Annotated in this window: 28 protein-coding genes and 1 pseudogene; 17 read left to right on the top strand and 12 right to left on the bottom strand. The window is 60.6% G+C overall.

What is annotated here, in order from left to right; all coding sequences use genetic code 11:
• On the top strand, positions 1-909 hold the full coding sequence (locus PSTU_RS21005) for a hypothetical protein (protein WP_019342521.1): 909 nt from the start codon (positions 1-3) through the stop codon (positions 907-909).
• 8 nt (positions 910-917) lie between these two features.
• Complete coding sequence (locus PSTU_RS0118560) at positions 918-1,490, top strand: lytic transglycosylase domain-containing protein (RefSeq protein WP_019342520.1); 573 nt, start codon at positions 918-920, stop codon at positions 1,488-1,490.
• Between the two features lie 28 nt (positions 1,491-1,518).
• On the opposite strand, the gene PSTU_RS0118555 is transcribed toward PSTU_RS0118560, so the two are convergent.
• Together PSTU_RS0118555 and PSTU_RS0118550 are read right to left on the bottom strand one after the other, a co-directional pair.
• Complete coding sequence (locus tag PSTU_RS0118555) at positions 1,519-1,980, bottom strand: TlpA family protein disulfide reductase (protein WP_019342519.1); 462 nt, start codon at positions 1,978-1,980, stop codon at positions 1,519-1,521.
• 35 nt (positions 1,981-2,015) lie between these two features.
• Entirely contained in the window at positions 2,016-3,236 is a 1,221-nt protein-coding gene (locus PSTU_RS0118550) for a YihY family inner membrane protein (RefSeq protein ID WP_019342518.1), read from the bottom strand.
• Positions 3,237-3,397: 161 nt separating this feature from the next.
• Here PSTU_RS0118550 and arsC point away from each other — a divergent pair, with 161 nt between their 5' ends.
• Genes arsC through PSTU_RS0118535 form a run of 3 tightly spaced genes read left to right on the top strand, consistent with a single transcriptional unit; the run spans position 3,398 to position 4,756 of the window.
• Positions 3,398-3,751: an arsenate reductase (glutaredoxin) gene (gene arsC, locus PSTU_RS0118545; protein ID WP_019342517.1), complete on the top strand. Its 354-nt coding sequence runs from the start codon at positions 3,398-3,400 to the stop codon at positions 3,749-3,751.
• Entirely contained in the window at positions 3,748-4,353 is a 606-nt protein-coding gene (gene wrbA / locus PSTU_RS0118540) for an NAD(P)H:quinone oxidoreductase (protein ID WP_019342516.1), read from the top strand. Before arsC ends, wrbA begins: the two co-directional genes overlap by 4 nt.
• Positions 4,346-4,756 (top strand): DUF2069 domain-containing protein, encoded by a 411-nt coding sequence (locus tag PSTU_RS0118535; protein ID WP_019342515.1) that lies wholly within the window; start codon positions 4,346-4,348, stop codon positions 4,754-4,756. The genes wrbA and PSTU_RS0118535 overlap by 8 nt, the downstream gene beginning before the upstream one ends.
• 90 nt (positions 4,757-4,846) lie before the next feature.
• On the opposite strand, the gene hda is transcribed toward PSTU_RS0118535, so the two are convergent.
• The 3 genes from hda to PSTU_RS0118520 all read right to left on the bottom strand — a co-directional run bounded on the left by hda (position 4,847) and on the right by PSTU_RS0118520 (position 7,899).
• Positions 4,847-5,551, bottom strand: a complete 705-nt coding sequence (gene hda, locus PSTU_RS0118530; protein WP_019342514.1) for a DnaA regulatory inactivator Hda — start codon at positions 5,549-5,551, stop codon at positions 4,847-4,849.
• On the bottom strand, positions 5,548-6,636 hold the full coding sequence (locus tag PSTU_RS0118525; RefSeq protein ID WP_019342513.1) for an AI-2E family transporter: 1,089 nt from the start codon (positions 6,634-6,636) through the stop codon (positions 5,548-5,550). Before PSTU_RS0118525 ends, hda begins: the two co-directional genes overlap by 4 nt.
• 126 nt (positions 6,637-6,762) lie before the next feature.
• Positions 6,763-7,899: a DUF2066 domain-containing protein gene (locus tag PSTU_RS0118520; protein WP_029404868.1), complete on the bottom strand. Its 1,137-nt coding sequence runs from the start codon at positions 7,897-7,899 to the stop codon at positions 6,763-6,765.
• 326 nt (positions 7,900-8,225) lie between these two features.
• Here PSTU_RS0118520 and purM point away from each other — a divergent pair, with 326 nt between their 5' ends.
• From purM to dapC, 5 genes are read left to right on the top strand one after another with little or no spacing between them, the layout of a single operon-like run.
• Positions 8,226-9,284, top strand: a complete 1,059-nt coding sequence (gene purM, locus PSTU_RS0118515) for a phosphoribosylformylglycinamidine cyclo-ligase (protein WP_019342511.1) — start codon at positions 8,226-8,228, stop codon at positions 9,282-9,284.
• Positions 9,284-9,931, top strand: coding sequence for a phosphoribosylglycinamide formyltransferase (gene purN / locus PSTU_RS0118510; RefSeq protein ID WP_019342510.1), 648 nt, complete (start codon positions 9,284-9,286; stop codon positions 9,929-9,931). Before purM ends, purN begins: the two co-directional genes overlap by 1 nt.
• Positions 9,932-9,939: 8 nt before the next feature.
• The gene (locus tag PSTU_RS0118505) at positions 9,940-10,650 is read left to right on the top strand and encodes a DUF3108 domain-containing protein (RefSeq protein ID WP_019342509.1); all 711 of its coding nucleotides are present in this window, start codon (positions 9,940-9,942) and stop codon (positions 10,648-10,650) included.
• Positions 10,651-10,707: 57 nt separating this feature from the next.
• Positions 10,708-11,373 (top strand): COG3650 family protein, encoded by a 666-nt coding sequence (locus PSTU_RS0118500; protein WP_019342508.1) that lies wholly within the window; start codon positions 10,708-10,710, stop codon positions 11,371-11,373.
• Between the two features lie 49 nt (positions 11,374-11,422).
• Positions 11,423-12,619, top strand: coding sequence for a succinyldiaminopimelate transaminase (gene dapC, locus PSTU_RS0118495; protein ID WP_029404867.1), 1,197 nt, complete (start codon positions 11,423-11,425; stop codon positions 12,617-12,619).
• Positions 12,620-12,657: 38 nt separating this feature from the next.
• On the opposite strand, the gene PSTU_RS21800 is transcribed toward dapC, so the two are convergent.
• Positions 12,658-12,804 (bottom strand): hypothetical protein, encoded by a 147-nt coding sequence (locus PSTU_RS21800; protein WP_019342506.1) that lies wholly within the window; start codon positions 12,802-12,804, stop codon positions 12,658-12,660.
• An 11-nt stretch (positions 12,805-12,815) separates the two neighbouring features.
• A complete protein-coding gene (locus PSTU_RS0118485; RefSeq protein WP_019342505.1) occupies positions 12,816-13,061 on the bottom strand; it encodes a hypothetical protein in 246 nt (81 codons plus the stop codon).
• A gap of 187 nt (positions 13,062-13,248) precedes the next feature.
• Here PSTU_RS0118485 and PSTU_RS0118480 point away from each other — a divergent pair, with 187 nt between their 5' ends.
• The 4 genes from PSTU_RS0118480 to PSTU_RS0118465 all read left to right on the top strand — a co-directional run bounded on the left by PSTU_RS0118480 (position 13,249) and on the right by PSTU_RS0118465 (position 16,419).
• Positions 13,249-13,620, top strand: coding sequence for an ArsC family reductase (locus PSTU_RS0118480; RefSeq protein WP_019342504.1), 372 nt, complete (start codon positions 13,249-13,251; stop codon positions 13,618-13,620).
• Positions 13,621-13,662: 42 nt separating this feature from the next.
• Complete coding sequence (dapD, locus tag PSTU_RS0118475; protein ID WP_019342503.1) at positions 13,663-14,697, top strand: 2,3,4,5-tetrahydropyridine-2,6-dicarboxylate N-succinyltransferase; 1,035 nt, start codon at positions 13,663-13,665, stop codon at positions 14,695-14,697.
• Between the two features lie 88 nt (positions 14,698-14,785).
• On the top strand, positions 14,786-15,991 hold the full coding sequence (locus PSTU_RS0118470; RefSeq protein WP_019342502.1) for an aminotransferase class V-fold PLP-dependent enzyme: 1,206 nt from the start codon (positions 14,786-14,788) through the stop codon (positions 15,989-15,991).
• Positions 15,988-16,419 (top strand): SufE family protein, encoded by a 432-nt coding sequence (locus PSTU_RS0118465; RefSeq protein ID WP_019342501.1) that lies wholly within the window; start codon positions 15,988-15,990, stop codon positions 16,417-16,419. The genes PSTU_RS0118470 and PSTU_RS0118465 overlap by 4 nt, the downstream gene beginning before the upstream one ends.
• A gap of 18 nt (positions 16,420-16,437) precedes the next feature.
• On the opposite strand, the gene tcdA is transcribed toward PSTU_RS0118465, so the two are convergent.
• Positions 16,438-17,244, bottom strand: a complete 807-nt coding sequence (gene tcdA, locus PSTU_RS0118460) for a tRNA cyclic N6-threonylcarbamoyladenosine(37) synthase TcdA (RefSeq protein WP_019342500.1) — start codon at positions 17,242-17,244, stop codon at positions 16,438-16,440.
• A gap of 159 nt (positions 17,245-17,403) precedes the next feature.
• Here tcdA and dapE point away from each other — a divergent pair, with 159 nt between their 5' ends.
• From dapE to PSTU_RS0118445, 3 genes are all read left to right on the top strand, one after another.
• Positions 17,404-18,552, top strand: a complete 1,149-nt coding sequence (gene dapE / locus PSTU_RS0118455; RefSeq protein ID WP_019342499.1) for a succinyl-diaminopimelate desuccinylase — start codon at positions 17,404-17,406, stop codon at positions 18,550-18,552.
• On the top strand, positions 18,546-19,349 hold the full coding sequence (locus PSTU_RS0118450) for a putative RNA methyltransferase (RefSeq protein ID WP_019342498.1): 804 nt from the start codon (positions 18,546-18,548) through the stop codon (positions 19,347-19,349). The genes dapE and PSTU_RS0118450 overlap by 7 nt, the downstream gene beginning before the upstream one ends.
• A 121-nt stretch (positions 19,350-19,470) precedes the next feature.
• Entirely contained in the window at positions 19,471-19,842 is a 372-nt protein-coding gene (locus PSTU_RS0118445) for a hypothetical protein (protein ID WP_019342497.1), read from the top strand.
• Between the two features lie 101 nt (positions 19,843-19,943).
• On the opposite strand, the gene PSTU_RS0118440 is transcribed toward PSTU_RS0118445, so the two are convergent.
• The 4 genes and pseudogenes from PSTU_RS0118440 to PSTU_RS0118425 all read right to left on the bottom strand — a co-directional run bounded on the left by PSTU_RS0118440 (position 19,944) and on the right by PSTU_RS0118425 (position 22,757).
• Positions 19,944-20,510: a DUF1285 domain-containing protein gene (locus PSTU_RS0118440; RefSeq protein WP_019342496.1), complete on the bottom strand. Its 567-nt coding sequence runs from the start codon at positions 20,508-20,510 to the stop codon at positions 19,944-19,946.
• 9 nt (positions 20,511-20,519) lie between these two features.
• Complete coding sequence (locus PSTU_RS0118435) at positions 20,520-21,125, bottom strand: DUF4823 domain-containing protein (protein WP_019342495.1); 606 nt, start codon at positions 21,123-21,125, stop codon at positions 20,520-20,522.
• A 77-nt stretch (positions 21,126-21,202) separates the two neighbouring features.
• Positions 21,203-22,089 (bottom strand): annotated as a pseudogene (locus PSTU_RS0118430) (radical SAM protein); the annotation flags it as partial.
• Between the two features lie 47 nt (positions 22,090-22,136).
• On the bottom strand, positions 22,137-22,757 hold the full coding sequence (locus PSTU_RS0118425; protein ID WP_019342493.1) for a TetR/AcrR family transcriptional regulator: 621 nt from the start codon (positions 22,755-22,757) through the stop codon (positions 22,137-22,139).
• Positions 22,758-22,895: the final 138 nt, after the last annotated feature.

The following is a 22,895-nucleotide window of genomic DNA, read 5'->3' as shown; positions in this document are numbered from 1 at the left end:
ATGTCGCTTTTTATAAGTGGCTGCGCCAATCAGCTGCCTCAACGCAGCGAACAAGAAGCCCGTACCGAACGCAAACTGCTCGATCATAGTCTGCGCATAGAAGTGGGCGCACCCTTGCTCGAGCTGCCCCAGCGGCGCATCCGCATACTTGACCAGAAGACCTTCGAAGTCACCGACTTCGAGGTGACGCGGCGTTATGACCGCTATACGCCCTACCAGCCTTGGCGCGAACTGTACGAGATCCCGCTGGGCGCTGTAGCGGTGGTAGCAGGCATCGGCGCGAATGTGCTCAACGTCGTATTGCTTGGCAGTCTTCCGGAAAGCGCCACCCGCGATTGGATCAGTTATGGTTTTGCCGGTCTCAATCCTTTCGTCAATGTCGAGTCCAATGGTCGCTCGCAACAGAATCTTGCCAGTATCGATGAGCAGCGACGCGACGCTCGGCTCGAGTACTCCAGCCTGCCTTGGGCAGAGCGCCCCGTTCTGGTCGTCGCGGCCAACGAGACGCACGAGCTGAGTACCGACCGCAACGGCGTGCTGCGCCTGAATCTGCTGGACGGCCCCTTCGCTGATCAGAACATCAGCCAGGTAGGCAAACTCCAGCTGCAGGTGGAAGACCCGCAGGACAGCACCCGCGCCGATGCCACGCTCTTTGTCAGCCGAGCCCTGCGTGGCAAGCTTCTCGAAGCACACGATCTGATCTTCAATGATCTCGAGGGTGACGAAGTCGGTCAGTGGGTGCATCGCGTCAAGCGGCTATCAGAGCTTGGTCTCGAGGAGGAAGCCAGCGAGCTTGAGCAGAGCTTGATCGAGCTGACTCGCAACGACCCGGATTTGCAGCAGGAATTTCTGCGGAGCCTGATGCAGGATGCCGGGCGCCAGGCACACGATCCAGGCGAAGGCGACTAGACAGCACCATGAAGCCGCTACCACTCCTGTGGCTGTTAGCGCTGTTCGCTGCCTGGCCAGTCTCTGCGGTTGTTCGCCAGGCACCGGAGCCAGAGCTTCGCGAACTGATGCAACGCACCGTCGCTGATGCCGAGAGCTTCCAGGATCGTTTTGATGCGGAAGTCTGGCTGCTCGACATGTCGACCCGTCTCAAACGCTACGTTCCCGACCCGCAGGAACGGCTGACATTGCTGCGATTGGTCCATCAGGAGGCCAGCAAAGCGGGGCTAAAACCAGACATTGTGCTGGCATTGATCCATGCTGAAAGTCACTTCGACCGTTTTGCCATCTCCAGTGTCGGCGCGCAGGGGATGATGCAGGTGATGCCGTTCTGGAAAGCCGAACTGGGGCGACCGCAGGACAATCTGACCGACAACGCCACCAATCTTCGCTACGGCTGCACCATTCTCAGCTACTACCTGAAGAAGGAAAACGGTGACATCAACCGGGCGTTGGCACGCTATAACGGCAGCCTTGGCAAACATCACTATCCGGCAAAGGTGATCGGCTTCTGGCAGGATTTCTGGTACGTAAAGCCGTGACGCCCACGGCGTAGAGGCAGGATTGCCGCTAGCCTTCGCTTCTTAGTTTATCCAGCCGAGCGAGCAAGCCTTCCGCCGTTTGCTCACCAACCAGGCTCTCACGGACCTCTCCCGCAGCGTCGATGATATAGGTCACCGGCAGCACCGCGCTGCGCGGCAGGTCCAAACGCTCCGCCGGATCGACGCTGAGCACACGGAAATCAATGTTCAACTGCTTGGCCGCAGCGGCAAGCTCGTCGCCTTGCAGTCCGTCAAAATTCACACCGAGCACGGTGACGTCATCCCGTGACTGGTCCAGTGCGTTCAGTTCCGGAATTTCGGTACGGCAGGGGCCGCACCATTCTGCCCAGTAATTGATCAGCAGCCACTGCCCATCGAGCTGCTGCTCCGTGACAGTTACGCCGTGCTGGTCCGCGCCCCAATCCTCACCACAACCCACCAGCATCAAGCAGGCGAACGCTCCGAGCAATCCGCTGAGCCCTCTGTTCATCTTCCATTTTCCTTCACTACTGAGTATCGACTCGCTCAAACCCGCTGCGACTGCAGCCAGTCTGCGACGCTACCACCAAAGAGATTGGCCTGCTCTCGCTGAAGCAACTCCAAGGATTGACGAAGCGTTGGGTACCAGGGTTCATCCAGATGCTCCGGTAATGCCTGCTTGCCTGAGAGCGGCCAGGGGTTCGACCGCAACAGCTGATCGAAGCTGTAGCTATTGAGATCGCGACAGAGCACCCAACCGGAAGAGCCAGTCCGGCAGACCAGTTGCTCCCGTTCGAAGAACTCTAGAATCTCATCCCATTCGTCCTCGGGCAGCTTCCAGCCGCTGCGGTGCGCATCGCGCAGACGCACCTCACGCCCGGCCTGTTGGCTTTCGTAAAGCACCCGCAGCAGCCCGAGCATGACCAGCAGACGCGGCACTGGACGCCGCCGCCATTGCTGCGATGATGACAATCCACAGACCAGTTCCGCCCCGAACAGCACGATCATCCAGGACAGATAAACCCACAGCAGAAACAGCGGCACCGCTGCAAAAGCCCCGTAGATCAATTGATAGCTGGGGAAATAGCTGACATACAAGCCGAACAACTGCTTTGCCGTTTCGAACAGCACAGCGGTAAACGTTCCGCCTACCACTGCATGCCGCAGTGGCACTCGAGTATTCGGCACAGCTGCATAGATAAGTGTGAATGCCGCGACGCTGAGCACCAGGGGCATCGCCTTCAGAACCGTGCGCGCACCGATCAGCGCATGCGGTCCCGATATCAGCGACAACGAGGTGATGTACGTGCTCATGGCAAACCCCGCTCCGAGCAGCAGCGGCCCAAGGCTAAGGATCGCCCAGTACAGCAGAAAGCTCGAGATCCCACGGCGCGGCTGGCGCACCCGCCAGATCACGTTGAACGCCTTTTCGATGGTCAGCAGCATCATCAGTGCCGTCGCCATAAGAAACCCCACGCCGAACCAGGTCAGCTGCCTCGCCTGATCAGTGAACGCGACCAGATAGTCCTGAATGGTCGCGCCAGTGGAGGGAATGAAATTACTGAAGATATACACCTGAATCTGCTCACCGATTCCCTGGAACGCGGGAATGGCGGACAGCATGGCGAAGGTCACCGTCATCATCGGCACCACCGCGAACAGGGTGGTATAGGTCAACGCGGCAGCGCTGTGTGGGCCGCGATCCGCGAGGAAGCGCTGCACCAGAAAACGACCGAACTCTAGAAAATCCTTGATCCGTTGTTGCATTCAATCCCCTCGGTGCCAGTCCCGATCGTCGAAACCCGATTGCCAGCAGGCATGCAGCAAGCAAAAGCCTACCTTGGCAGACAGCGCTTCGCGACCACCGTTTCGAGCACCACTGCTTTGAGGGTTAGAATGGCCACCTAATCTGGCGCGAAGCAAACCCAATGACCGAATTGATCCTTTACCACAACCCACGCTGCTCGAAATCACGCAACGCCTTGGAGCTGCTCGAACAACGCGGCCTCACTCCTTCCGTCGTTCGCTATCTCGAGACGCCGCCGTCGGCTGATGAGCTCAAGCAGATACTCGCTCGATTGGGCATCAGCCCACGCCAGCTACTGCGCAGCGGCGAGGAGGACTACAAAACCTTGAACCTCGCCGATCCAGCGCTCACCGATGAGCAAATCATCGATGCCATGGTCGCTCACCCGAAACTGATCGAGCGGCCGATCCTGGTCGCCGGCGATGTGGCTGTGATTGGTCGACCGCCGGAAAAGGTGCTGGAGATCCTGCCATGAGTGCACCGTATGTTCTGGTGCTGTATTACAGCCGTCACGGCGCCACCGCAGAAATGGCGCGGCAGATCGCCCGCGGCGTCGAACAGGCTGGGCTCGAGGCAAGATTGCGCACCGTACCGGCCGTATCTGCCGAATGTGAAGCGGTTGCACCTGCGATTCCTGAGCAAGGCGCCATCTACGCAACCCTGGACGACTTGAAGCATTGCTCCGGTCTGGCGCTGGGCAGCCCCACCCGCTTCGGCAACATGGCCGCCCCGATGAAGTATTTTCTCGACGGCACCAGTGGCCTGTGGCTGACCGGTGAGCTAGTAGGTAAACCCGCCGGTGTGTTTACCTCGACCTCGAGCCTGCACGGCGGGCAGGAAACGACCCTGCTGTCGATGCTGTTGCCCTTGCTTCACCATGGCATGCTGGTGCTCGGCTTGCCCTACAGCGAAAATGCGCTGCTTGAGACTCGAGGCGGCGGCACGCCGTATGGCCCGAGCCACCATGCGGGAGCCGACGGAAAGCGCCTGCTGGACGAGCATGAAATCAGTCTTTGCCGCGCACTGGGCCAACGCCTCGCGCAAACCGCCCAGCGTCTGGAGAATGTCCGTGGCTAAAAAGCCCAAACCGCTGCCATCGCTCGAATGGCTGACACCGAGGGTAAAACTCAGCCGCGCGATCAGCCTGGCCAGTTTTATTGGGCTGGCCGTACTGCTGGTTGTCTGGAATCTGGCATTTGCCGACTTGCATGGCGCGCGCACCTGGGTAGTGGTCAGCATTCAGCTGATTCCGCTCTTGCTGGTGGCGCCGGGCATGATCTCCGGAAGTCCGCGGGCCCATGCCTGGACCTGCTTTATCGTCAACCTCTATTTCATTCAGGGCGTACTCGCTGCGATCACGCCCGCCCGCATGGTGTACGGCTGGCTGGAAGCAATCATCAGCCTGACGCTCTTCGTAAGCGCGCTGCTCTATACACGTTGGGCTTACCAGTACGGTCGTAAAGCGTCAGGCGAAAGCTGAGGCGAGCCGAAAGCGCAGCTGGGCAAAGCGCTGGGGGGACAGATAAGTCGGGCAAAGCCGGACAGCGCGCCATAACCTGCAGCCAGCGTTTTACCAGCCGAGCGTTTCCTTGAGAAACGGAATGGTCAGTTTGCGTTGCGCCTGAAGGGAGGCTTGATCGAGCCGATCGAGCAACTCGAACAAGGCGCTCATGCTACGCGCTCCGCGAGTGAGGATAAAGCGGCCGACATCGTCCGGCAGATTCAGACCGCGGCGCGACGCTCGGAGCTGAAGGGCACGCAGCTTGTCCTCATCCGAAAGCTCCTGCAGCTGAAACACCAGCGATAGAGTCAACCGGGACTTGAGGTCTGGAAGCTGCACAGCAATTTCCCGCGGAGAGGCGTCAGCGGCGAGCAACAAGCGTCGGCCGCTATCGCGAAGCCGATTGAACAAATGAAACAAGGCTTCTTCCCACACCGGATCACCCGCTATCGCGTCCAGGTCGTCCAGACAGACCAGCTCGCTCTGTTCCAGATTATCCAGAAGCGCCGGGCCGTATTCCGCCACCTCCGCCAATGGCAGATACACTGCCAGCTCACCGCGCTGCTCAACACGCAAGCAGGCCGCCTGAAGCAGATGGCTGCGGCCGACACCGGTGCCGCCCCACAGATAGACCAACTCATCGGACCAGCCAGCTGTCGGCGAACAAACACGCTCGACATAGCCAAGCGCGGCCGCATTGGCGCCCGGATAGAAGTTGGCAAAGGTGGCGTCGTCACGAAGACGAATGCCCAGGGGGAGCTGAATGGGTTTCATGGTTGGCGGGGTGGGTCTACCGGCGGCTCTGCATAAAGGTCGGAGAGTTTATAGAGATCATGCACATGGCGCAGCAGCACCATGATTACCGCTGCAACTGGCAATGCCAGGAGCACGCCGGTAAACCCGAACAATTGCCCACCGGCTAACACCGCGAAGATCACGGCTACCGGGTGCAGGCCAATACGGTCGCCCACCAGTAGCGGAGTCAGCAGCATGCCTTCCAGCATCTGCCCGACCGTGAACACCGCAGCGACGCCCAGCAGCGGATAGAGCTCCAAACCAGACTGGAACAGCACGGCAATTACGGCAGCGCCTATGCCCACCACGAAACCCATGTACGGCACGATGCTGGCGAGGCCAGCCAGGACGCCGATCAACAGCCCCAGCTCGATGCCGACCAACATCAGACCGACCGAATAGACCACAGCCAGCGCCAGCATGACCAGCAGCTGGCCGCGCAAGAATGCACCGATCACCTCATGGCACTCGCGCATTAGAGCCATGATGGCAACCTCGCGCCGCCGCGGTAGCAGCGCGCGCAGCTTGGCCATGATCAGATCCCAATCGCGCAGCAGGTAGAAACACACCACTGGCACCAGCAGGAGATTCGCCAACCACGCCAGCAAAGCGATGCTCGACGCCGTAGCCTGGCTGAGGATGACTGCTACCACGTCCTTGGTGCTGCCGAGATTGGCCGAAAACGCACTCTTGAGCTGATCGACGCGCCAGAAATCCTCATCGAGGCCAAACTGCCCCTGCACCCAGGGCAACGCCGTCAGCTGCAGCCAGTCCAGACCCTGCGGCGCCAGCTGATACAGATGCATCAGCTGCTTGCCAAGCATCGGCACCAGTACCAGCAACAACAACAGACACAGCAATGTGAACAGCGAAAAAACCAGGATCACGCCCCAGGTCCGGGACAGTTTCCAGCGCTCCAACCGGTCAACCAGCGGGTCGCCCAGATAGGCCAACAGGATGCCAACCAGAAACGGCGACAGGATCGGCGACAGCTGATAAATCAGCCAGCCAATCAGTAACAGCGCCACCAGCCATAGCCAGCGGTTGTTGTGGGTGATGGTCATGGTCTAAAGGTCTTTTTGGGGTAATCGGAAGCCGCGTGCCTACAGCAGAGGAAAGGCGAAATCATGGGTCGATAAGCGCCGTGGGCGACAGCGCCCACAACGTTTACTGTCGCGATCAATGGGCCGCTACCAACGGTAGCGCAGCAGGGCGCCTTGATCTGCGGGCTGAGATGGCTCGCTTGCCGATACGCCCGGCGCTTGGGGAGTAATCAGCGCATCGATGGGTGGGGCTTCAGTGCCGTCAGCCGCCACTTCACCGCTGTCGCCAGGCTCAACGGCGGCATCGGTGCCTGCTGTATCCATCGGTTGCGGGTCAAATTCATCCGGAGTGACTTCCTGTAGCCGCGCCAAGGCCAGTTGAGCCCGCAGTTGCTCGGGGCTGGCATTGAGGCGATACACCAGCCGATCGCTATCAACCCGCTGCAAGCGTGCGCCGAAGGGTTCGAGCAGACGATCAAGCTCGGCGAAACGTTCCACGTCAGCCCCAAGCACTTCGAGCGTGATATCCGAGCTGTCACCGGGCTCAACGCGGTACTGCGGCGCGAGGAATGTACTTACGGCGAGCATGACCTCATCGGCCAGCGCCGCTCGAGTGTCGCCACTCGCCTTGCCTTGAGTCTGCTTGTCGCCAAGCCAAAGGCGCCAGTTGGCTTGCCAGGTTTCGCCGGACTGTTTCGCCATGACAGCGAGTAGCCCGTCAGCATCGTACCGCTCCGAAACATCGCGAAGCGCCTGGGGGTCCTTTGCCGTGATCGTCTCGGGGGTGGCTACCAGCTGCTCACTCAGGTCAGCCAGCGGCAAACGCAACGGCAGGCCACGGTGCTGGGCGGCAGCGCGCAAGTCCGCGGAGCCCTCCTGCGCATCGCCAACAAGCTGCGAACCGTTAACCGATTCTCCCAACCACCAGGCCAGGATGCTCGGGCGCTCAGCGCCCCACAACGGAAGCCCCGCAGACCGCAGCGCCCGCTCGGTAGTCACCGGATCGAAATTGACGATGACGGCGTCTCCCTCATAGGCATACCGGCTCACCAGCTGCTGCGGATCGTTGCGCAATTGCGCAACGGCCTTCTGGTCAGAGCTGGAGTCACCGGTCAGACGCAGCACCAGCGTGTCGAAGGCTTTGCGCAGCGCCTCTTCACGCTCGGCTGGTTGTTGGCTGGCAACCGGCTCGCGCACTCTGTAGAGATCGCTGAGGGGAACCGCCATGCTATGGGCGGACACGGCTGCGCAGCACAGTGCAAGAAGACGGGGAATTACGCGCATATTGAGAAACTCGCTGGCTAGCCAGTCATTAAGGGCAGCCGCCGCGTGTGGCGACCGGGTTCGGCTACGGTGATCAAGCGTTATACCTTAAACAGGCACCTAACTCGGGGCAACCGCAACAGTCACAGGCTGGGTGCCCCGCCGCAGAATCCAATGCGGCCCCTGATGCAGCTGTTCGACATCACCGTTCGCGGGATGGTCGCTGTGCGGCAAGCCTGATAAAATCGCGCGCTTTCCGCAGACCGGTCCGGCGCCTCGCCGCGTCGCGACAGAAACCTGATTCTGACCCGGTCGCCCCGCACTCCCCTTCACAGGTCCGGATTCTTATGAGCAAGCAACCCTCCATCAGCTACAAGGACGCCGGTGTCGACATCGATGCAGGCGAAGCGCTGGTCGAACGCATCAAAGGCGTAGCCAAGCGCACCGCTCGTCCTGAGGTCATGGGTGGCCTGGGCGGCTTTGGCGCGCTCTGCGAGATTCCGGCTGGCTACAAGCAGCCCGTACTGGTCTCTGGCACCGACGGCGTCGGCACCAAGCTGCGCCTGGCGCTGAACCTCAATCAGCACGACAGCATCGGCCAGGATCTGGTTGCGATGTGCGTCAACGACCTGGTGGTCTGCGGTGCCGAGCCGCTGTTCTTCCTTGACTACTACGCCACCGGCAAGCTGAACGTCGATATCGCCGCCACGGTGGTGACCGGCATTGGTGCCGGCTGTGAACTGGCGGGCTGCTCGCTGGTGGGCGGCGAAACCGCTGAGATGCCCGGCATGTACGAAGGTGAAGACTACGACCTGGCCGGGTTCTGCGTGGGCGTGGTGGAGAAAAGTGAAATCATCGACGGCTCGAAGGTAGCCGCTGGCGACGCCTTGATCGCCCTTCCTTCGAGCGGTCCACATTCCAACGGCTATTCACTGATTCGCAAGATCATCGAAGTGGCCGGCGCCGATATCGAGAGCACCCAACTCGACGGCAAGCCGCTCACTGAACTCCTGATGGCGCCAACCCGTATTTACGTGAAGCCACTGCTCAAGCTGATCAAGGACACCGGCGCGGTCAAAGCGATGGCGCACATCACCGGTGGTGGCCTGCTGGACAACATCCCGCGCGTACTGCCCGAAGGTAGCCAGGCAGTCGTCGATGTCGCCAGCTGGCAGCGCCCTGCTGTGTTTGACTGGCTGCAGCAGCAAGGCAACGTCGATGAACACGAAATGCACCGTGTGTTGAACTGTGGCGTCGGCATGGTGATCTGTGTCGCCCAGGATCAGGTCGAAACCGTCCTCGCCAATCTGCGCAGCTCCGGCGAAAGCCCTTGGGTCATCGGCGACATCGGTTCGGCTAGCGCGGGTGCCGAGCGCGTCCTCCTGAATAACCTGAAAAACCATTGATGCACGCGATCTGCAATGTTGTCGTGCTGATCTCCGGGTCTGGAAGCAACCTCCAGGCCCTGATCGATAGCTTCGACGAAAACAGTCCGGTGCGCATTCGCGCCGTGGTTTCCAACCGCGCAGACGCCTTCGGCCTGCAGCGTGCACAAGCGGTCGGCATCGATACGCATGTTGTGCAGCACAAGGAGTTTGCTGATCGCGAAGCGTTCGATGCGGCACTGATCGAAATTATCGACACATACCAGCCGCAGTTGGTGGTGCTGGCTGGCTTCATGCGCATTCTCAGCGCCGGCTTCGCTCGCCACTATCAGGGACGGCTGCTCAACATCCACCCCTCGCTACTACCGAAATACAAGGGACTGGATACCCACCGCCGTGCACTCGATGCCGGCGATCAGGAACACGGTTGCAGCGTGCACTTCGTTACCGAAGAGCTCGACGGCGGACCTGTAGCCATACAGGCATGCCTGAAGATCGAACCCAACGAAAGCATCGACAAGCTGACCGACAGAGTGCATGCAGCTGAGCACATCATCTATCCGCTCGCTGTCCGCTGGTTCGCCGAGGGCCGCTTGCGCCTTGCCGATCAAGGCGCGATGCTGGACGACACGTTGTTGCCGGCCTCCGGCCATCTATTAAGAATCTAGGAGACATTATGCGTCGCGCCCTGCTGCTCACTCTCGCCGTGCTGGCCATGCCGGTTCAGGCTCTTGAGCTGAAGCCCTTCTCTGCCAGCTACACCGCGGATTGGAAACAGGTACCTGTCAGTGGCACAGCCCAGCGCAGCCTGGAAAAACGCGACGACAATACTTGGGAATTGGATTTCGAAGCCTCGATGCTGGTTGCCAGCTTCAATGAGCGCAGCGTGTTCACAGTCGAAGGCGAGACCTTCCTCCCGCAGAAATACCGACTGAAGCGCAGCGGACTGGGCAAAGGTAAATCCATCAAGCACGACTTTGACTGGCAAGCCAAGCAGGTGGTCGGCGAAGACCGTGGTGACCCGGTGAAGCTGCCACTTAATCGCGGCCTGCTAGACAAATCCACCTACCAGATCGCTCTTCAGCAGGCGGTTGCAGCGGGCGAGAAGAGCATGAGCTATCAGGTTGTAGATGGCGATGAGATCGAAACCTACGATTTCCGCGTTCTAGGCGAGGAAAAAGTCAGCACCAAGGCCGGCCAGGTCGAAGCGATCAAGGTCGAGCGCGTGCGCGATCCCACGCAGAGCAAGCGGCAGACCATCCTTTGGTTTGCCAAGAACTGGGACTACATGCTGGTCCGCCTGCATCAGGTGGAAAAGGACGGCAAGGAGTACCAGATCATGCTCGAAGAGGGCACCGTCGACGGCCGAGCTGTCAAAGGTAGCTGATCCAACTGCGCCAGCCCCACTGGCGCAGCATTGCCCCGCCTGAATTCGAGCCCGCCGATGATCACACCCCGCGCTTTACTGCTCAGCCTTCTTCCCGTTTTTGCCGGTTGCCAGTCGCTGCAATGGCACGACCAGCCTCCGGTTCGACCGACCGAGCGCTTGCAAGGCACCATCACTCAGCAGGACGGCGGGTTGCAATTCAGCAGCTGCCAGGGCCGCCGCAATCTCGCGTTGCTCGACAGCGGCGCGACCGGTTTGCCCGACGATGCACGGTCGCTGCTAGCAGGAAGCAACCAGCCGTTGTTCGCCGATATCCGTGGCAGCCTGATCAGCCAAGGTGGCGATAGCGGCCAGTTGCAGCTGACCCAGGTGTATCGCCTGCAGGCAGAGGGACCGGGCTGCAACGACGATGCATTCAACCGGTTGCTGCTGCGCGCGACGGGTCACGAACCAGGCTGGAGCGTGACGGTAACCAGCAGTGGCTTGCTTCTTGAGCGTCCCGATCAATCTCCCTTGGCATTGCCCTACCTCGAAGAGCAACTGCCGAGTGGGCAGACTAGCTTTAGCACCGAGGCCAATGATCAACGCCTCGATCTGTGGGTGGCCCCGCAACGCTGCCTGGACAGCGCAACTGGCGCGGTCAGCCATCTGACTGCCGAGCTACGCCTGGACGGCCAGACCTTACGCGGCTGCGCCTATTATGGCGGCGCCCGCCAAGACTGAATTTATCGAGGCGCAGCCTGGCGCCTTTCGACGCTTCGAAGACCCGACCATGAACGACGCCCTGACCCTGCTGCAGCCCTACCCGTTTGAAAAACTGCGCGGCCTGCTTGCCGATGCGCAGCCTCCGACAGACAAGCGCCCGATCGCGCTGTCAATTGGTGAGCCGAAGCATCGTTCGCCGGATTTCGTCGCCCAGGCACTGGCCGACAACCTTGACCAGCTTGCCGTATACCCCACCACGCTGGGCATCCCGGCGTTGCGCGAATCGATCGCCCGCTGGTGCGAGCGGCGCTTTGGTGTGGCTCAAGGCGTTGTCGACCCGGCTCGGCATGTATTGCCGGTCAACGGCACCCGCGAAGCGCTGTTCGCCTTCACCCAAGCCGTAGTCAACCGCGAACAGGGTGCGCTGGTTATCAGCCCCAACCCCTTCTATCAGATCTACGAAGGCGCAACGCTTCTCGCCGGCGCGACGCCGCATTATCTGCCTTGCACCGCCGAGAACGGCTTCAATCCAGACTTCGATGCGGTCTCGGCAGAGGTCTGGCAGCGTACGCAAATTCTTTTTCTCTGCTCTCCCGGCAACCCGACCGGCGCACTGGTCCCGCTCGAAACGCTGAAGAAGCTGATCGCCCTCGCCGACGAGTTCGACTTCGTCATCGCTGCGGATGAGTGCTACAGCGAGCTCTATTTCGACGAAGAGCAACCACCCGCCGGGCTATTGACTGCATGCGCAGCGCTCGGGCGCCACGACTTCAAGCGTTGCGTGGTCTTTCACAGCCTCTCCAAACGCTCGAACCTGCCAGGGCTGCGCTCCGGGTTCGTCGCAGGCGATGCCGATATTCTCAAAGGGTTTCTGCTGTACCGCACCTACCACGGCTGTGCCATGCCAGTGCAGACGCAGCTCGCCAGCATTGCCGCCTGGAACGATGAAGCGCATGTGCAGGCCAATCGGCAGCTATACCGCGAGAAGTTCGACGCTGTGCTGGACATCCTCTCGCCAGTCATGGACGTGCAGCGACCGGACGGCGGCTTCTATCTGTGGCCGAAGACGCCGGTGGATGACCAGCGTTTCACCCGTGAGCTATATGCACGCGAACATGTCACCGTCGTTCCGGGGTCTTACCTGTCACGTCAGGTGGATGGCATCAGCCCGGGTACTGACCGAGTGCGCATGGCGCTCGTGGCGCCGCTGGAAGATTGCGTCGAGGCCGCAGAGCGGATTCGCGCATTCATCAAGACGCTTTGAGGCCGGAATCGGACGCCTTGGCGTCCGGGTAGGCGATTTCAGGCGACGCCAGGTGGAATCATGTCCTTGCCGTAGTCGCGCAGTTTCTCCAGATTTTCCGGCTTCATATGCTCGGGAATATCAGCCTTGGTGTTCTCGTCCTGCTTGCCCTGTTCTTTCGTATTCGGCTTTTCTGGCTCGTTCATGACAACCTCCGTCAGATCGCGCTTTCTTCCCAGATCAGTTCACCTTCGTCGCTGACCTCCCTGACCTTGGTCAGCGCCGCCTCAGCAGCCACGTCAGCCTCTGATGCAAGATCGTAACGGCGGCCGTTGGCGACCTTGAAGACCTGTGCATTTTCATCAGTGTCGCGACGCTTGACAGCGATGACCGCCTCGAACCCCTCGTCAGCAGGAACGGCGGAAGAAATGGCCTCGTAATTATCGAAATGCTTGCGTGCCATACATGACCTCATCGTTACGATTGTGATCAATGGACAACGTGGAGAGAGGAAAAGGTCGAGCCACTTTTGCTCGCATGGACGAGTGCATGCGACAGCGAAGTTGACCAGCTTCGCGCTGTGGACGGCAGGCTTCGTCTCGTCGTGGCATAATCCGCGACCCAGTTTGGCCGGAGAAAGCGGAGCTGTTATGCCCGATAAAAGCAAAGGACGCTGTCTATACGGCATCAAGGCGTGCGACACCATGAAAAAAGCCCGAACCTGGCTTGACCAGCACGGGCTAAGCTATGAGTTTCATGACTACAAGAGCGCCGGGATCGACCGCGCCCACCTGGAAGCCTGGTGCAATGAACATGGTTGGCAGATCGTACTCAACCGTGCTGGCACCACTTTCCGCAAGCTGGACGATGAGCAAAAAGCCGATCTTGACCAGGCAAAAGCCATCGAATTGATGCTGGCCCAGCCGTCGATGATCAAACGCCCGGTTCTCGATCTGGGCGACAAGACGCTGGTTGGCTTCAAGCCAGATATTTACGCTGCCGAGCTGGCAGCCAAGAACTGAAACCGCTCGCCAAGACGAGCGCGACTGATAAAGGATTCCACCATGAGCAACTCCCTCTTCAGCCTGGCGTTTGGCGTCGGCACTCAGAACCGTCAGGGCAACTGGCTCGAAGTCTTCTACGCGCAGCCCCTGCTTCGTCCGGCCGGCGAGCTGGTCGACGCGGTTACACCGCTGCTTAATTACCAGGGCGGCAATCAGGCGATCGCCATCAGCACCACCCAGGCGGCGCTGCTGGCCGATGCAGTCAAGACGATTGATCCCGTTCAGCACGCGCTGCTTACCCGCCTCGCCGAAAGCCAGCGCCCGCTTGTGGTCACGCTGCTCGCCGAAGACGCGGCGCTGACTTCCACGCCGGAAGCCTACCTAAAGCTGCATCTGATCTCCCATCGCCTGGTCAAGCCACACGGCTTGAATCTCACCGGCATCTTCCCGCTGCTGCCCAACGTCGCCTGGACCAATCAGGGCGCCGTCGACTTGGCCGAGCTCGCCGAGCGGCAACTGGAAGCGCGCCTGAAGGGTTACCTGCTTGAAGTCATTTCGGTCGACAAGTTCCCGAAGATGACCGACTACGTGGTTCCGGCCGGCGTCCGTATCGCCGACAGCGCACGCATTCGTCTTGGAGCGTACGTGGGTGAAGGCACCACCGTGATGCACGAAGGCTTCATCAACTTCAACGCCGGTACCGAAGGCCCGGGCATGATCGAAGGTCGCGTCTCGGCTGGCGTATTCGTCGGCAAGGGCTCGGACCTGGGCGGCGGTTGCTCGACCATGGGTACCCTGTCCGGCGGCGGCAACATCGTCATCTCGGTCGGCGAAGGCTGCCTGATCGGCGCAAACGCAGGGATCGGTATCCCGCTGGGCGACCGCAACACCGTTGAATCCGGCCTGTACATCACAGCCGGCACCAAGGTGAACCTGCTCGATGAACAAGGCGAGCTGGTCAAGGTGGTCAAGGCGCGCGAACTGGCCGGCCAGACCGACCTGCTGTTCCGCCGGAATTCGTTGAGCGGTGCGGTCGAATGCAAGACACATAAGTCAGCGATCGAGCTGAACGAGGCGCTGCACGCGCACAACTAAGCGCAGCGTCAACGTAGACGGGCCGGCTGCAGCCCGCCTGTCTACGCATTTCTCCATCAGGCGTCCCGTCCTGCTTTCAGGAGTACCCATGCCGCTGACATCCCCCTGGCGCGCCGACTTCCCTGCCCTGGCTATCCTTGAGTCCCAGGGCCAGACCTACCTGGACAGCGCGGCCACATCGCAGAAGCCCCAGGCACTGATCGACGCCCTGACCGGCTATTACACCTGTGGCACCGCCAACGTCCATCGCGCCCAGCACCAGCCGGCTGAGCGGGCGACTCGCGCCTTCGAAGACTCGCGGATCAAGGTGGCGCGCTGGCTCAACGCCGCATGTCCGACCGAAATCGTCTTCACCCGCGGCGCCACAGAAGCGCTGAATCTTCTGGCTTATGGCCTGGAACACCTAATCACAGCGGGCGACGAAATCGTCATCAGCGCCCTAGAGCACCACGCCAACCTTCTGCCCTGGCAGCAGCTGGCCCGGCGCCAGGACGCGAAGCTGGTCGTATTGCCGCTCAACGAACACGGCATCATCGATATTGAAGCCGCAGGCAGCCTGATCGGCCCGCGCACCCGCCTGCTTGCCGTCAGCCAGCTATCCAATGTACTCGGAGCTTGGCAGCCGCTGGCAGAACTGCTGCCACTGGCCAAGGCGCAGGGCGCGCTCAGCGTGGTCGACGGCGCCCAAGGCGTGGTCCACGGCCGGCATGACATGCAAGTACTGGACTGCGATTTCTATGTACTTTCCAGCCACAAGCTGTACGGCCCGGAAGGCGTCGGCGCGCTCTACGGTCGGGGCGAGTCGCTGCTCAAACTCAGGCACTGGCAGTTCGGCGGCGAAATGGTCCGAGTGGCTGACTTCCAGAGTGTCGACTTTCATGCGGCACCGCTTGGATTCGAAGCCGGCACCCCACCTATCGGCGGGGTGATTGGCCTTGGCGCCACACTGGACTATCTCTCGAAGCTGGATGCCGGTGCCGTCGATCGCCATGAACAGGCCTTGCACAGTGCTCTGCTAACAGGTCTGGCGGAGCGACCAGGCCTGCGGTTATTGGGTAGCCCGCAATTGGCGCTCGCAAGTTTTACCGTCGACGACGTCCACCACGGTGATCTGGCCCATCTGCTGACCGAACAAGGCATTGCCATACGCAGCGGCACTCACTGCGCGCAGCCCCTGATGAAGTCTCTGGGTGTCGAGGGCGCGATTCGCGTATCGCTCGGACTGTATAACGATGGTGTCGATCTGCAGCGGTTCTTCGATGCGCTGGATCAGGCACTGGAAATGCTGCGATGACCGCGCCTCCCGAAGCCGCCGCCGAAACACTGCACGCCTTTCAACTGGCAGCAGGGTGGGAGCAACGTGCGCGGTTGTTGATGCTGCGCGGTGATCAGCTTGAGCCCTTGATCGATGACGAGCGAAACGAGCGCAACCTGGTTGCCGGTTGTGACAGCAAGCTCTGGTTGGTCGGCGAACAGCGAGGCGATAGCTGGTATTTTCGCGGTACCAGCGAGGCGCGCCTGTTGCGCGGGCTGCTTGCCGTGCTGCTGGTTCGGGTTAATGGCCTGGATGCCGACGAACTACAGCGGCTCGACGTAGCGCACTGGTTCGGCCAACTGGGCCTCGCTCGGCAGCTCTCGCCATCCCGAGCCAATGGGATGAACGCCGTTATCGGCAGAATGCGCGAGCTGGCGACGGCTGCCGGACCCACCTCGAAAGGCTGAGGTCAAACTGTGGCGGCTTCAGCTCTTCGAACGCTCCGCCGGTCTCCGAGCCCCGGCGACCAGCTTGTCCACTGCCCTGGCCGCGGCGACCAAGCCGAAACTGGCAGTCACCATCATTGACGCGCCGAATCCGCCGGCGCAGTCCAGCTTTACGCCCTCGCCGACAAAGCTCTTGCTCTGGCAAACGCCGCCGTCCGGCTTGGGATAGCGCAGCTGTTCGGTGGAGAACACACAGGGCACGCTGTAGGTCCGACCTGGCGTGCGGGAGAAGTTGTATTCGCGCCGTAATAGCGAACGCACTTTCGCCGCCAGCGGGTCGTTGAACGTCTTGTTCAGGTCGGCGACCTGGATCTGGGTGGGATCAACCTGTCCGCCAGCCCCGCCGGTCGCGATGATCTGGATCTTGCGCCGCTTGCACCAGGCGATAAGCGCGGCCTTGGCCGGTACGCTGTCGATGCAGTCGACGACGCAATCGAGCTGCTCGGTAATGTAGTCGGCCATGGTTTCGCGGGTAACGAAATCGGCCACGGGATGAACCACGCACGCCGGATTGATTGCTCTGATCCGAGCCGCCATCTCGTCGACCTTTGGCTTGCCCACCGCCCCTTCAAGCGCATGTACCTGCCGGTTGGTGTTGGTGATGCAGACGTCATCCAGATCGAACAGGCTGATTTCTCCAACGCCGCTGCGCGCCAGTGCCTCGGCGGCCCACGACCCGACCCCGCCGATACCGACCACCGCGACATGCGCAGCCGCCAGCCGCTGCAGCCCCTCGGAGCCATACAGACGGGCGATGCCGCCGAACCGTTGATCGTCGATAGACATGGCATACCTCAAACAAGACATCCGCGGATTATAGGCCCGAGCCCTTCGCCGTCCCAACCAGGCATACCGAGGCGTTTCATCCAGGCTGGTTCTGACCCGCTGCTGCCCTGCTTTTTAATTTAATATGGCGCCCTTTCCCCGCCTTGCCCCGGAGCCGTGATGACCGCCGCCGCCCTCTCCCCGACCCTCGAACTCGCCTGCGAGCTGATCAATCGGCCATCGGTCACCCCGCTGGATGAGGGCTGTCAGCAGCTGATGACCGAGCGGCTCTCTGCCTGCGGCTTCGCCATCGAGCCAATGCACATCGAGGACGTCGAAAACTTCTGGGCGATTCGCGGCAACGAAGGTCCGGTCCTGTGTTTCGCCGGCCACACCGACGTGGTCCCTACCGGCCCGATACAGGCGTGGCAGAATCCGCCGTTCGCCGCGCGGATCGATGAGCATGGCATGCTCCATGGGCGCGGTGCGGCAGACATGAAAGGCAGCCTGGCGTCGATGATTGTGGCTGTAGAGCGCTTTACCGCTAAGCACCCGAACCACAATGGCCAGATCGCTTTCCTCATCACCAGCGACGAGGAAGGCCCTGCACACTACGGCACCAAGGCCGTCGTAGAGCGTCTGCGGGAACGGGGCCAGCGACTGGATTGGTGCATTGTCGGCGAGCCATCGAGCACCACACTTGTCGGTGATGTGGTCAAGAACGGCCGCCGCGGCTCGCTCGGCGGCACGCTTACCGTTCGCGGACAACAGGGCCATGTGGCTTACCCGCATCTTGCCAAAAACCCGATCCATCTGGCTGCGCCGGCCCTGGCCGAGCTGGCCGCCGAACACTGGGATGACGGCAACCCGTTCTTCCCGCCAACCAGCTTCCAGATCTCCAATCTGAATTCAGGCACCGGCGCTACAAACGTCATTCCCGGAACGCTGGAGGCTGTGTTCAATTTCCGTTTTTCCACCGAATCCACGGTCGAAGGATTGCAGCAACGCACCGCGGCGATTCTCGACAAACACGGCCTGGACTGGAACGTCGACTGGGCGCTTTCAGGCCTGCCCTTTCTGACCGAACCAGGTGATCTGCTTGATGGCGTGGCTGCGGCGATCCGCAGCGTCACCGGCCGCGAGACCAAACCCTCGACCAGCGGCGGCACCTCGGATGGGCGCTTCATCGCCACACTGGGCACCCAAGTGGTCGAGCTGGGACCGGTAAACGCGACGATTCATCAGGTGGACGAGCATATCCTCGCCAGCGACCTCGATCTGCTTACAGAGATCTACTACCAGACCTTGGTCAACCTGCTCGCATGCTGATCTGTCCTATCTGCCACGGCGAGCTGGGTGCGGTGGAAAATGGCGTTGCCTGCCCGGCCAATCATCGGTTTGATCGAGCCCGACAGGGCTATCTGAACCTGCTCCCGGTGCAACACAAGAACAGCCGCGATCCCGGTGACAACCAGGCTATGGTCGAGGCGCGGCGGCGCTTTCTCGATGGCGGCCACTACGCGCCGCTGGCGAAACGCCTGGCACAACTGGCGGCCGAGCGATCGCCGCGTCGCTGGCTCGATATTGGCTGTGGCGAAGGCTATTACACGGCGCAAATCGCTCAAGCGCTGCCCGGCGCGCAAGGCTATGCGCTGGACATTTCCCGCGAAGCCGTCAAGCGCGCCTGCAAGCGCGCGCCGCAGATCGACTGGCTGGTAGCAAGCATGGCCAGGGTGCCGTTGGCCGATGCCAGCTGCAATCTGTTGGCCAGTGTGTTCAGTCCGTTGGATTGGACCGAAGCACGCCGCCTGTTAGCGCCCGGCGGCGGCCTGCTGCGCATGGGGCCGACTCGGGAGCATTTATGGGAACTGCGAGGGCTGCTGTACGACGAGGTCCGTGATTACGACGACCAGAAGCATCTGTCGCTCATCCCTGAAGGGATGCACCTCGCACACAGCGAGACATTGTCCTTCGAACTGCAACTGGACGACTCGCAGGCGCGAGCCGATCTGCTGGCGATGACTCCGCACGGCTGGCGCGCCAGTGCCGAACGCCGCGCAGCAGTCATTGAGGCGCCATTGCACGTACGGGTTGCGATACGCTATGACTGGATTCAACGAGACTGATCGGAACCTGCAAGCGAACGCTACCTCGACCTAGAGTCGGTCCAATACGCTTGATGTGGCGATTGAGGCCTCAACACTTACCATCCAACCGGCTGCAACGTCAGCCAGACAAGGCCATTCCATGCGTCAACCGGATATCGAAATCTACCTCAGGGACGCCAGCCAAGACGCCGTCACTGACTGGCTGACCCAGACGGTCGGAGCCTGCTCGCCGTGGCAAGCAAAGGGTAAAACCTTCAAGTGCAGGGCCGGCGACATTCCAGTGACCTGGCTGCCCAAGGCCGTGGGCAAGTGGCACAGCCTGCTGCTTGAAAGCGACGCCACGCCCTGGGAAGACGATATAGCCTGCGCCCGCGATGCCTATCAGGCACTCGGCGTGGAGATTCGCTGCGCACCGGGCGGTTGGCAGGAAGAGGAATCGGTGGAAGACGCCGACCGCTGGATCAGCGTCAGCGAGCGTGGTGAAGCTGAAATCGTCTGGCGCACCGACTGACCCTCAGCCAGCGCAGCGCACTCTATACATCTGTGACGAGACGCAAAGCCAGCAAAGGGTTCCGAGGGCGGAAAGTGAGCGGCTCAAGCCGCTCTGACGCGCTACTCGGAGCGACCAATCTGAAAAAACTGGCCATGGCTCCACACACCTAGCCAAGCGACACCATCGATTTCTCGCGGAACAGCCAGCTCCACCAGCTGGTAAAACACGTTGCGATGAATCAGCGCCTCGAGGTTTGCCCGTACATGAACGTAGGGCGCAGGCTCCTGCGTATCCGGATCCAGCTCGACCCGTATAGGGTGCTCGATTCCCGCTTCGGTTTCGTCGCCGACATTGGTGATAAAGCGCAGCACCTGGCCTTCGCCACTTCCTTCCACCACTAACTCGACAGCCACAAAAGGCGCGTCATCCACCGTGATGCAGACCTTCTCGACTGGGGTCACCAGGAAATAATCATCGCCGTCTCGCCGGATCACCGAGGAAAACAGCCGCACCATCGCTGGCCGCCCGATTGGCGTACCTTGGTAGATCCAGCTCCCGTCGCGCGCAATTCGCATATCCAGATCACCGCAAAACGGAGGGTTCCACAGATGTACCGGTGGCAGGCCTTTTTTCTCGGCCTTGGGAATCTGACTTAACAGGTTCGCAGCTTTTCCCGTATCGCTCATATCGGCTCCTCAGCGCCCCAGGCCTATCAGGCGCCGGGCGTAATCACGCAGGGGCGGCCCCAACAAGACCTGCGGCGTCGCGTCATAAATGTTTAGCAAACCGCCGCGGCTGCGAATAGTCGCCGTATCGACCAGATACCGATTGCCAGTCTCGATCAGCATCAACTGAACCACGCTGGTGTCGACACCTAGACGATCAAGCGCGCGCTGATCGTTGAGTTCGTCAAAACTGCCAATACGGTCATCGGCCGCGGCAAATCGCGAATACAACAAGTAATGGGCACCAGCAATCGCCGCCTGGTTCAATGCTTCCTCCAGCCCTACAGGTTCTGGTGCTCGCCGGACCAGCGGAAAGTAACGGACGAAGCTCTCAAACGCCTCTTCGGCCACCACGTTCGATCGAGGATAGGCCCCGCCTGGAGGGACGAAATGCCCCTGCGCAATGTAGATGAATGAATCCGGCTGCAGCCGCCACGAGGCGGACCTCACCGTCTCGCTATGGTCGAGAATGCCAACATCGCGCAGTTGGTAGCGGGTTTCCTCGGCCATATCGCTGACCTTCATACAGCCGCTCAGCATGAGCACGGCCACGATAAGGCTGAACACTTTCATCATTTGCACCAGTCCTGACGGAAATCCGACGTTCGGCAAAGCAATGCAGCAAACACGCCAGTTCGCAGAAATGTGTCTCTGAGCCCCCGCTGCCACTCTTGGCGCAGCGGTGCACGCTCCGGTGATTCAATGGCCTGGCGGACCTGAGCCAACAGGGCGCTTTTGTCCTGACCGAGAACGCCCTTGAGCACTAGGTAATTCGAAGCATGGTCGCTGCGGAATACAGTGTCCTCGAGTTCCAGCGACTGCAGCAGGGTTTGGATCTCGGCAAACAGTGCCTGACGGTCAAGCGCCTCGAAATCCGCAAATCCTTCGCGAAAACGCGCCTCGCCACCGGGGAAGCTGACGACGAGCGTAGACAAGTACTCGGGCTGCGCCTGGTTCATTAAACGAGCCGAGTTCACTGCATGCTGCTCACTGAGGGCCTTTCCGCCCAGGCCGTTGAGGATCATCACCGAGCGTGTGATTCCAGCCTGCCGCAGCTTATCCAGTGCCCTGAGCGTCGACTCGTAGGTCTCGCCTTTTTTGACCCTCGCCAGCACGTCGTCGTCTCCGGACTCCGCACCTATATAAGCCATCTTGAGACCAGCATCGGCAAGCTCCTTGAGCTCGTCGACCGACTTCTTACGAAGGTTACGCGGCAGGCAATAGCTCGACACGCGATCGACATCGGGCATGTACTTCCGAATCTGCAGGAGGATATTGAGCAGGCGGCGGGTAGGCAGTACCAGCGCATCACCATCGGCCAAAAACACACGCTGAACGATCAGGCGTTCGCCACACCGCCTGATCTCTTCGAGCACCTGATCCTCATCACGAGCGCGGAATTTCTTCTGCGGCTGAACGTACATCTCGCAAAAGGTACACGGTTCCAGGAACATCCGTTGGTAACGGGCAAGATTAGCGAATGCGCTTCACTTGGCGGCCGGAACACCGGCTCGATGTAGCTGATGGGAAATGTGCTCATCCGATGTACCCGCCTCGCCAGCTAGCCATTGCCGCTGGCCCAGGTTATTAGTCGCGCTTGCGCTTGTTGCCCATACGTACGCCGATATCCATCAGGAACTGGAAGAAACCTTCCTGATCCTCGAGAACATTGCTCCAGAATGGCGAGTGATACAGCGCAACAGCGCCATGCACCAGCGCCCAGGCGGCGCAATAGTGGAAGTAAGGCGGCACGTCTTCCAGCTTGCCTTCGGCGATGCGCCCCTTGATCAGCTGGGTCAGGTGCTCGAAGTTGGAGGCACGGATACGGTGAAGCTCCTCGACCATGTCCGGCACCTGATTACCCTTGACTACCTTTTCCTCTAGCCGGTCGAACAGGCGATAACGCTGGGGGTCGCCCATGCGGAACTCGAAGTAGGCGCGGGACAGCGCTTCCTTGTCCTGGTCGAGACTAGGCGAATGCAGCAGTTCGTTCAGATCCCGCTCGTAGTCGAGCATCAGCCGTAGATAGATCTCGGCCTTCGATTTGAAGTGCTTGTAGATGGTGCCTTTGCCGATGCCCACCCTGTCGGCGATCATCTCGACGGTGACGCTGTCTTCACCTTGTTCGAGGAATAACTGGAGCGCCGTGTCGAGAATCTCTTGTTCGCGACGGCGAAATTCGCGGACCTTGCGGGATTCATTTTGCATAAGAGGCTGCGGTGTGAACAATCGAAGCAGGTGATTATGCCTGTTTAGTCAGAAAATGCACGGAGCATTACCGATGAGCACATTGAATGACGAATTTCCGCAAATCGAAGGCTTACGATACCTAAATCATGCGGCCGT

It is taken from the genome of Stutzerimonas stutzeri SDM-LAC (genome assembly GCF_000235745.1).
Taxonomy (GTDB): Bacteria; Pseudomonadota; Gammaproteobacteria; order Pseudomonadales; family Pseudomonadaceae; genus Stutzerimonas; species Stutzerimonas stutzeri_H.
The sequence above is the reverse complement of the archived record's forward strand: the minus strand, read 5'-3'. Positions and strand labels throughout refer to the sequence as shown.

Excerpts from the sequence above, each read along its gene's own strand:
- PSTU_RS21005 (WP_019342521.1), top strand. The coding sequence starts at position 1 with ATGTCGCTTTTTATAAGTGGCTGCGCCAATCAGCTGCCTCAACGCAGC.
- PSTU_RS0118560 (WP_019342520.1), top strand. The coding sequence starts at position 918 with ATGAAGCCGCTACCACTCCTGTGGCTGTTAGCGCTGTTCGCTGCCTGG.
- PSTU_RS0118555 (WP_019342519.1), bottom strand. The coding sequence starts at position 1,980 with ATGAACAGAGGGCTCAGCGGATTGCTCGGAGCGTTCGCCTGCTTGATG.
- PSTU_RS0118550 (WP_019342518.1), bottom strand. The coding sequence starts at position 3,236 with ATGCAACAACGGATCAAGGATTTTCTAGAGTTCGGTCGTTTTCTGGTG.
- arsC (WP_019342517.1), top strand. The coding sequence starts at position 3,398 with ATGACCGAATTGATCCTTTACCACAACCCACGCTGCTCGAAATCACGC.
- wrbA (WP_019342516.1), top strand. The coding sequence starts at position 3,748 with ATGAGTGCACCGTATGTTCTGGTGCTGTATTACAGCCGTCACGGCGCC.
- hda (WP_019342514.1), bottom strand. The coding sequence starts at position 5,551 with ATGAAACCCATTCAGCTCCCCCTGGGCATTCGTCTTCGTGACGACGCC.
- PSTU_RS0118525 (WP_019342513.1), bottom strand. The coding sequence starts at position 6,636 with ATGACCATCACCCACAACAACCGCTGGCTATGGCTGGTGGCGCTGTTA.
- PSTU_RS0118520 (WP_029404868.1), bottom strand. The coding sequence starts at position 7,899 with ATGCGCGTAATTCCCCGTCTTCTTGCACTGTGCTGCGCAGCCGTGTCC.
- purM (WP_019342511.1), top strand. The coding sequence starts at position 8,226 with ATGAGCAAGCAACCCTCCATCAGCTACAAGGACGCCGGTGTCGACATC.
- purN (WP_019342510.1), top strand. The coding sequence starts at position 9,284 with ATGCACGCGATCTGCAATGTTGTCGTGCTGATCTCCGGGTCTGGAAGC.
- PSTU_RS0118505 (WP_019342509.1), top strand. The coding sequence starts at position 9,940 with ATGCGTCGCGCCCTGCTGCTCACTCTCGCCGTGCTGGCCATGCCGGTT.
- PSTU_RS0118500 (WP_019342508.1), top strand. The coding sequence starts at position 10,708 with ATGATCACACCCCGCGCTTTACTGCTCAGCCTTCTTCCCGTTTTTGCC.
- dapC (WP_029404867.1), top strand. The coding sequence starts at position 11,423 with ATGAACGACGCCCTGACCCTGCTGCAGCCCTACCCGTTTGAAAAACTG.
- PSTU_RS21800 (WP_019342506.1), bottom strand. The coding sequence starts at position 12,804 with ATGAACGAGCCAGAAAAGCCGAATACGAAAGAACAGGGCAAGCAGGAC.
- PSTU_RS0118485 (WP_019342505.1), bottom strand. The coding sequence starts at position 13,061 with ATGGCACGCAAGCATTTCGATAATTACGAGGCCATTTCTTCCGCCGTT.
- PSTU_RS0118480 (WP_019342504.1), top strand. The coding sequence starts at position 13,249 with ATGCCCGATAAAAGCAAAGGACGCTGTCTATACGGCATCAAGGCGTGC.
- dapD (WP_019342503.1), top strand. The coding sequence starts at position 13,663 with ATGAGCAACTCCCTCTTCAGCCTGGCGTTTGGCGTCGGCACTCAGAAC.
- PSTU_RS0118470 (WP_019342502.1), top strand. The coding sequence starts at position 14,786 with ATGCCGCTGACATCCCCCTGGCGCGCCGACTTCCCTGCCCTGGCTATC.
- PSTU_RS0118465 (WP_019342501.1), top strand. The coding sequence starts at position 15,988 with ATGACCGCGCCTCCCGAAGCCGCCGCCGAAACACTGCACGCCTTTCAA.
- tcdA (WP_019342500.1), bottom strand. The coding sequence starts at position 17,244 with ATGTCTATCGACGATCAACGGTTCGGCGGCATCGCCCGTCTGTATGGC.
- dapE (WP_019342499.1), top strand. The coding sequence starts at position 17,404 with ATGACCGCCGCCGCCCTCTCCCCGACCCTCGAACTCGCCTGCGAGCTG.
- PSTU_RS0118450 (WP_019342498.1), top strand. The coding sequence starts at position 18,546 with ATGCTGATCTGTCCTATCTGCCACGGCGAGCTGGGTGCGGTGGAAAAT.
- PSTU_RS0118445 (WP_019342497.1), top strand. The coding sequence starts at position 19,471 with ATGCGTCAACCGGATATCGAAATCTACCTCAGGGACGCCAGCCAAGAC.
- PSTU_RS0118440 (WP_019342496.1), bottom strand. The coding sequence starts at position 20,510 with ATGAGCGATACGGGAAAAGCTGCGAACCTGTTAAGTCAGATTCCCAAG.
- PSTU_RS0118435 (WP_019342495.1), bottom strand. The coding sequence starts at position 21,125 with ATGATGAAAGTGTTCAGCCTTATCGTGGCCGTGCTCATGCTGAGCGGC.
- PSTU_RS0118425 (WP_019342493.1), bottom strand. The coding sequence starts at position 22,757 with ATGCAAAATGAATCCCGCAAGGTCCGCGAATTTCGCCGTCGCGAACAA.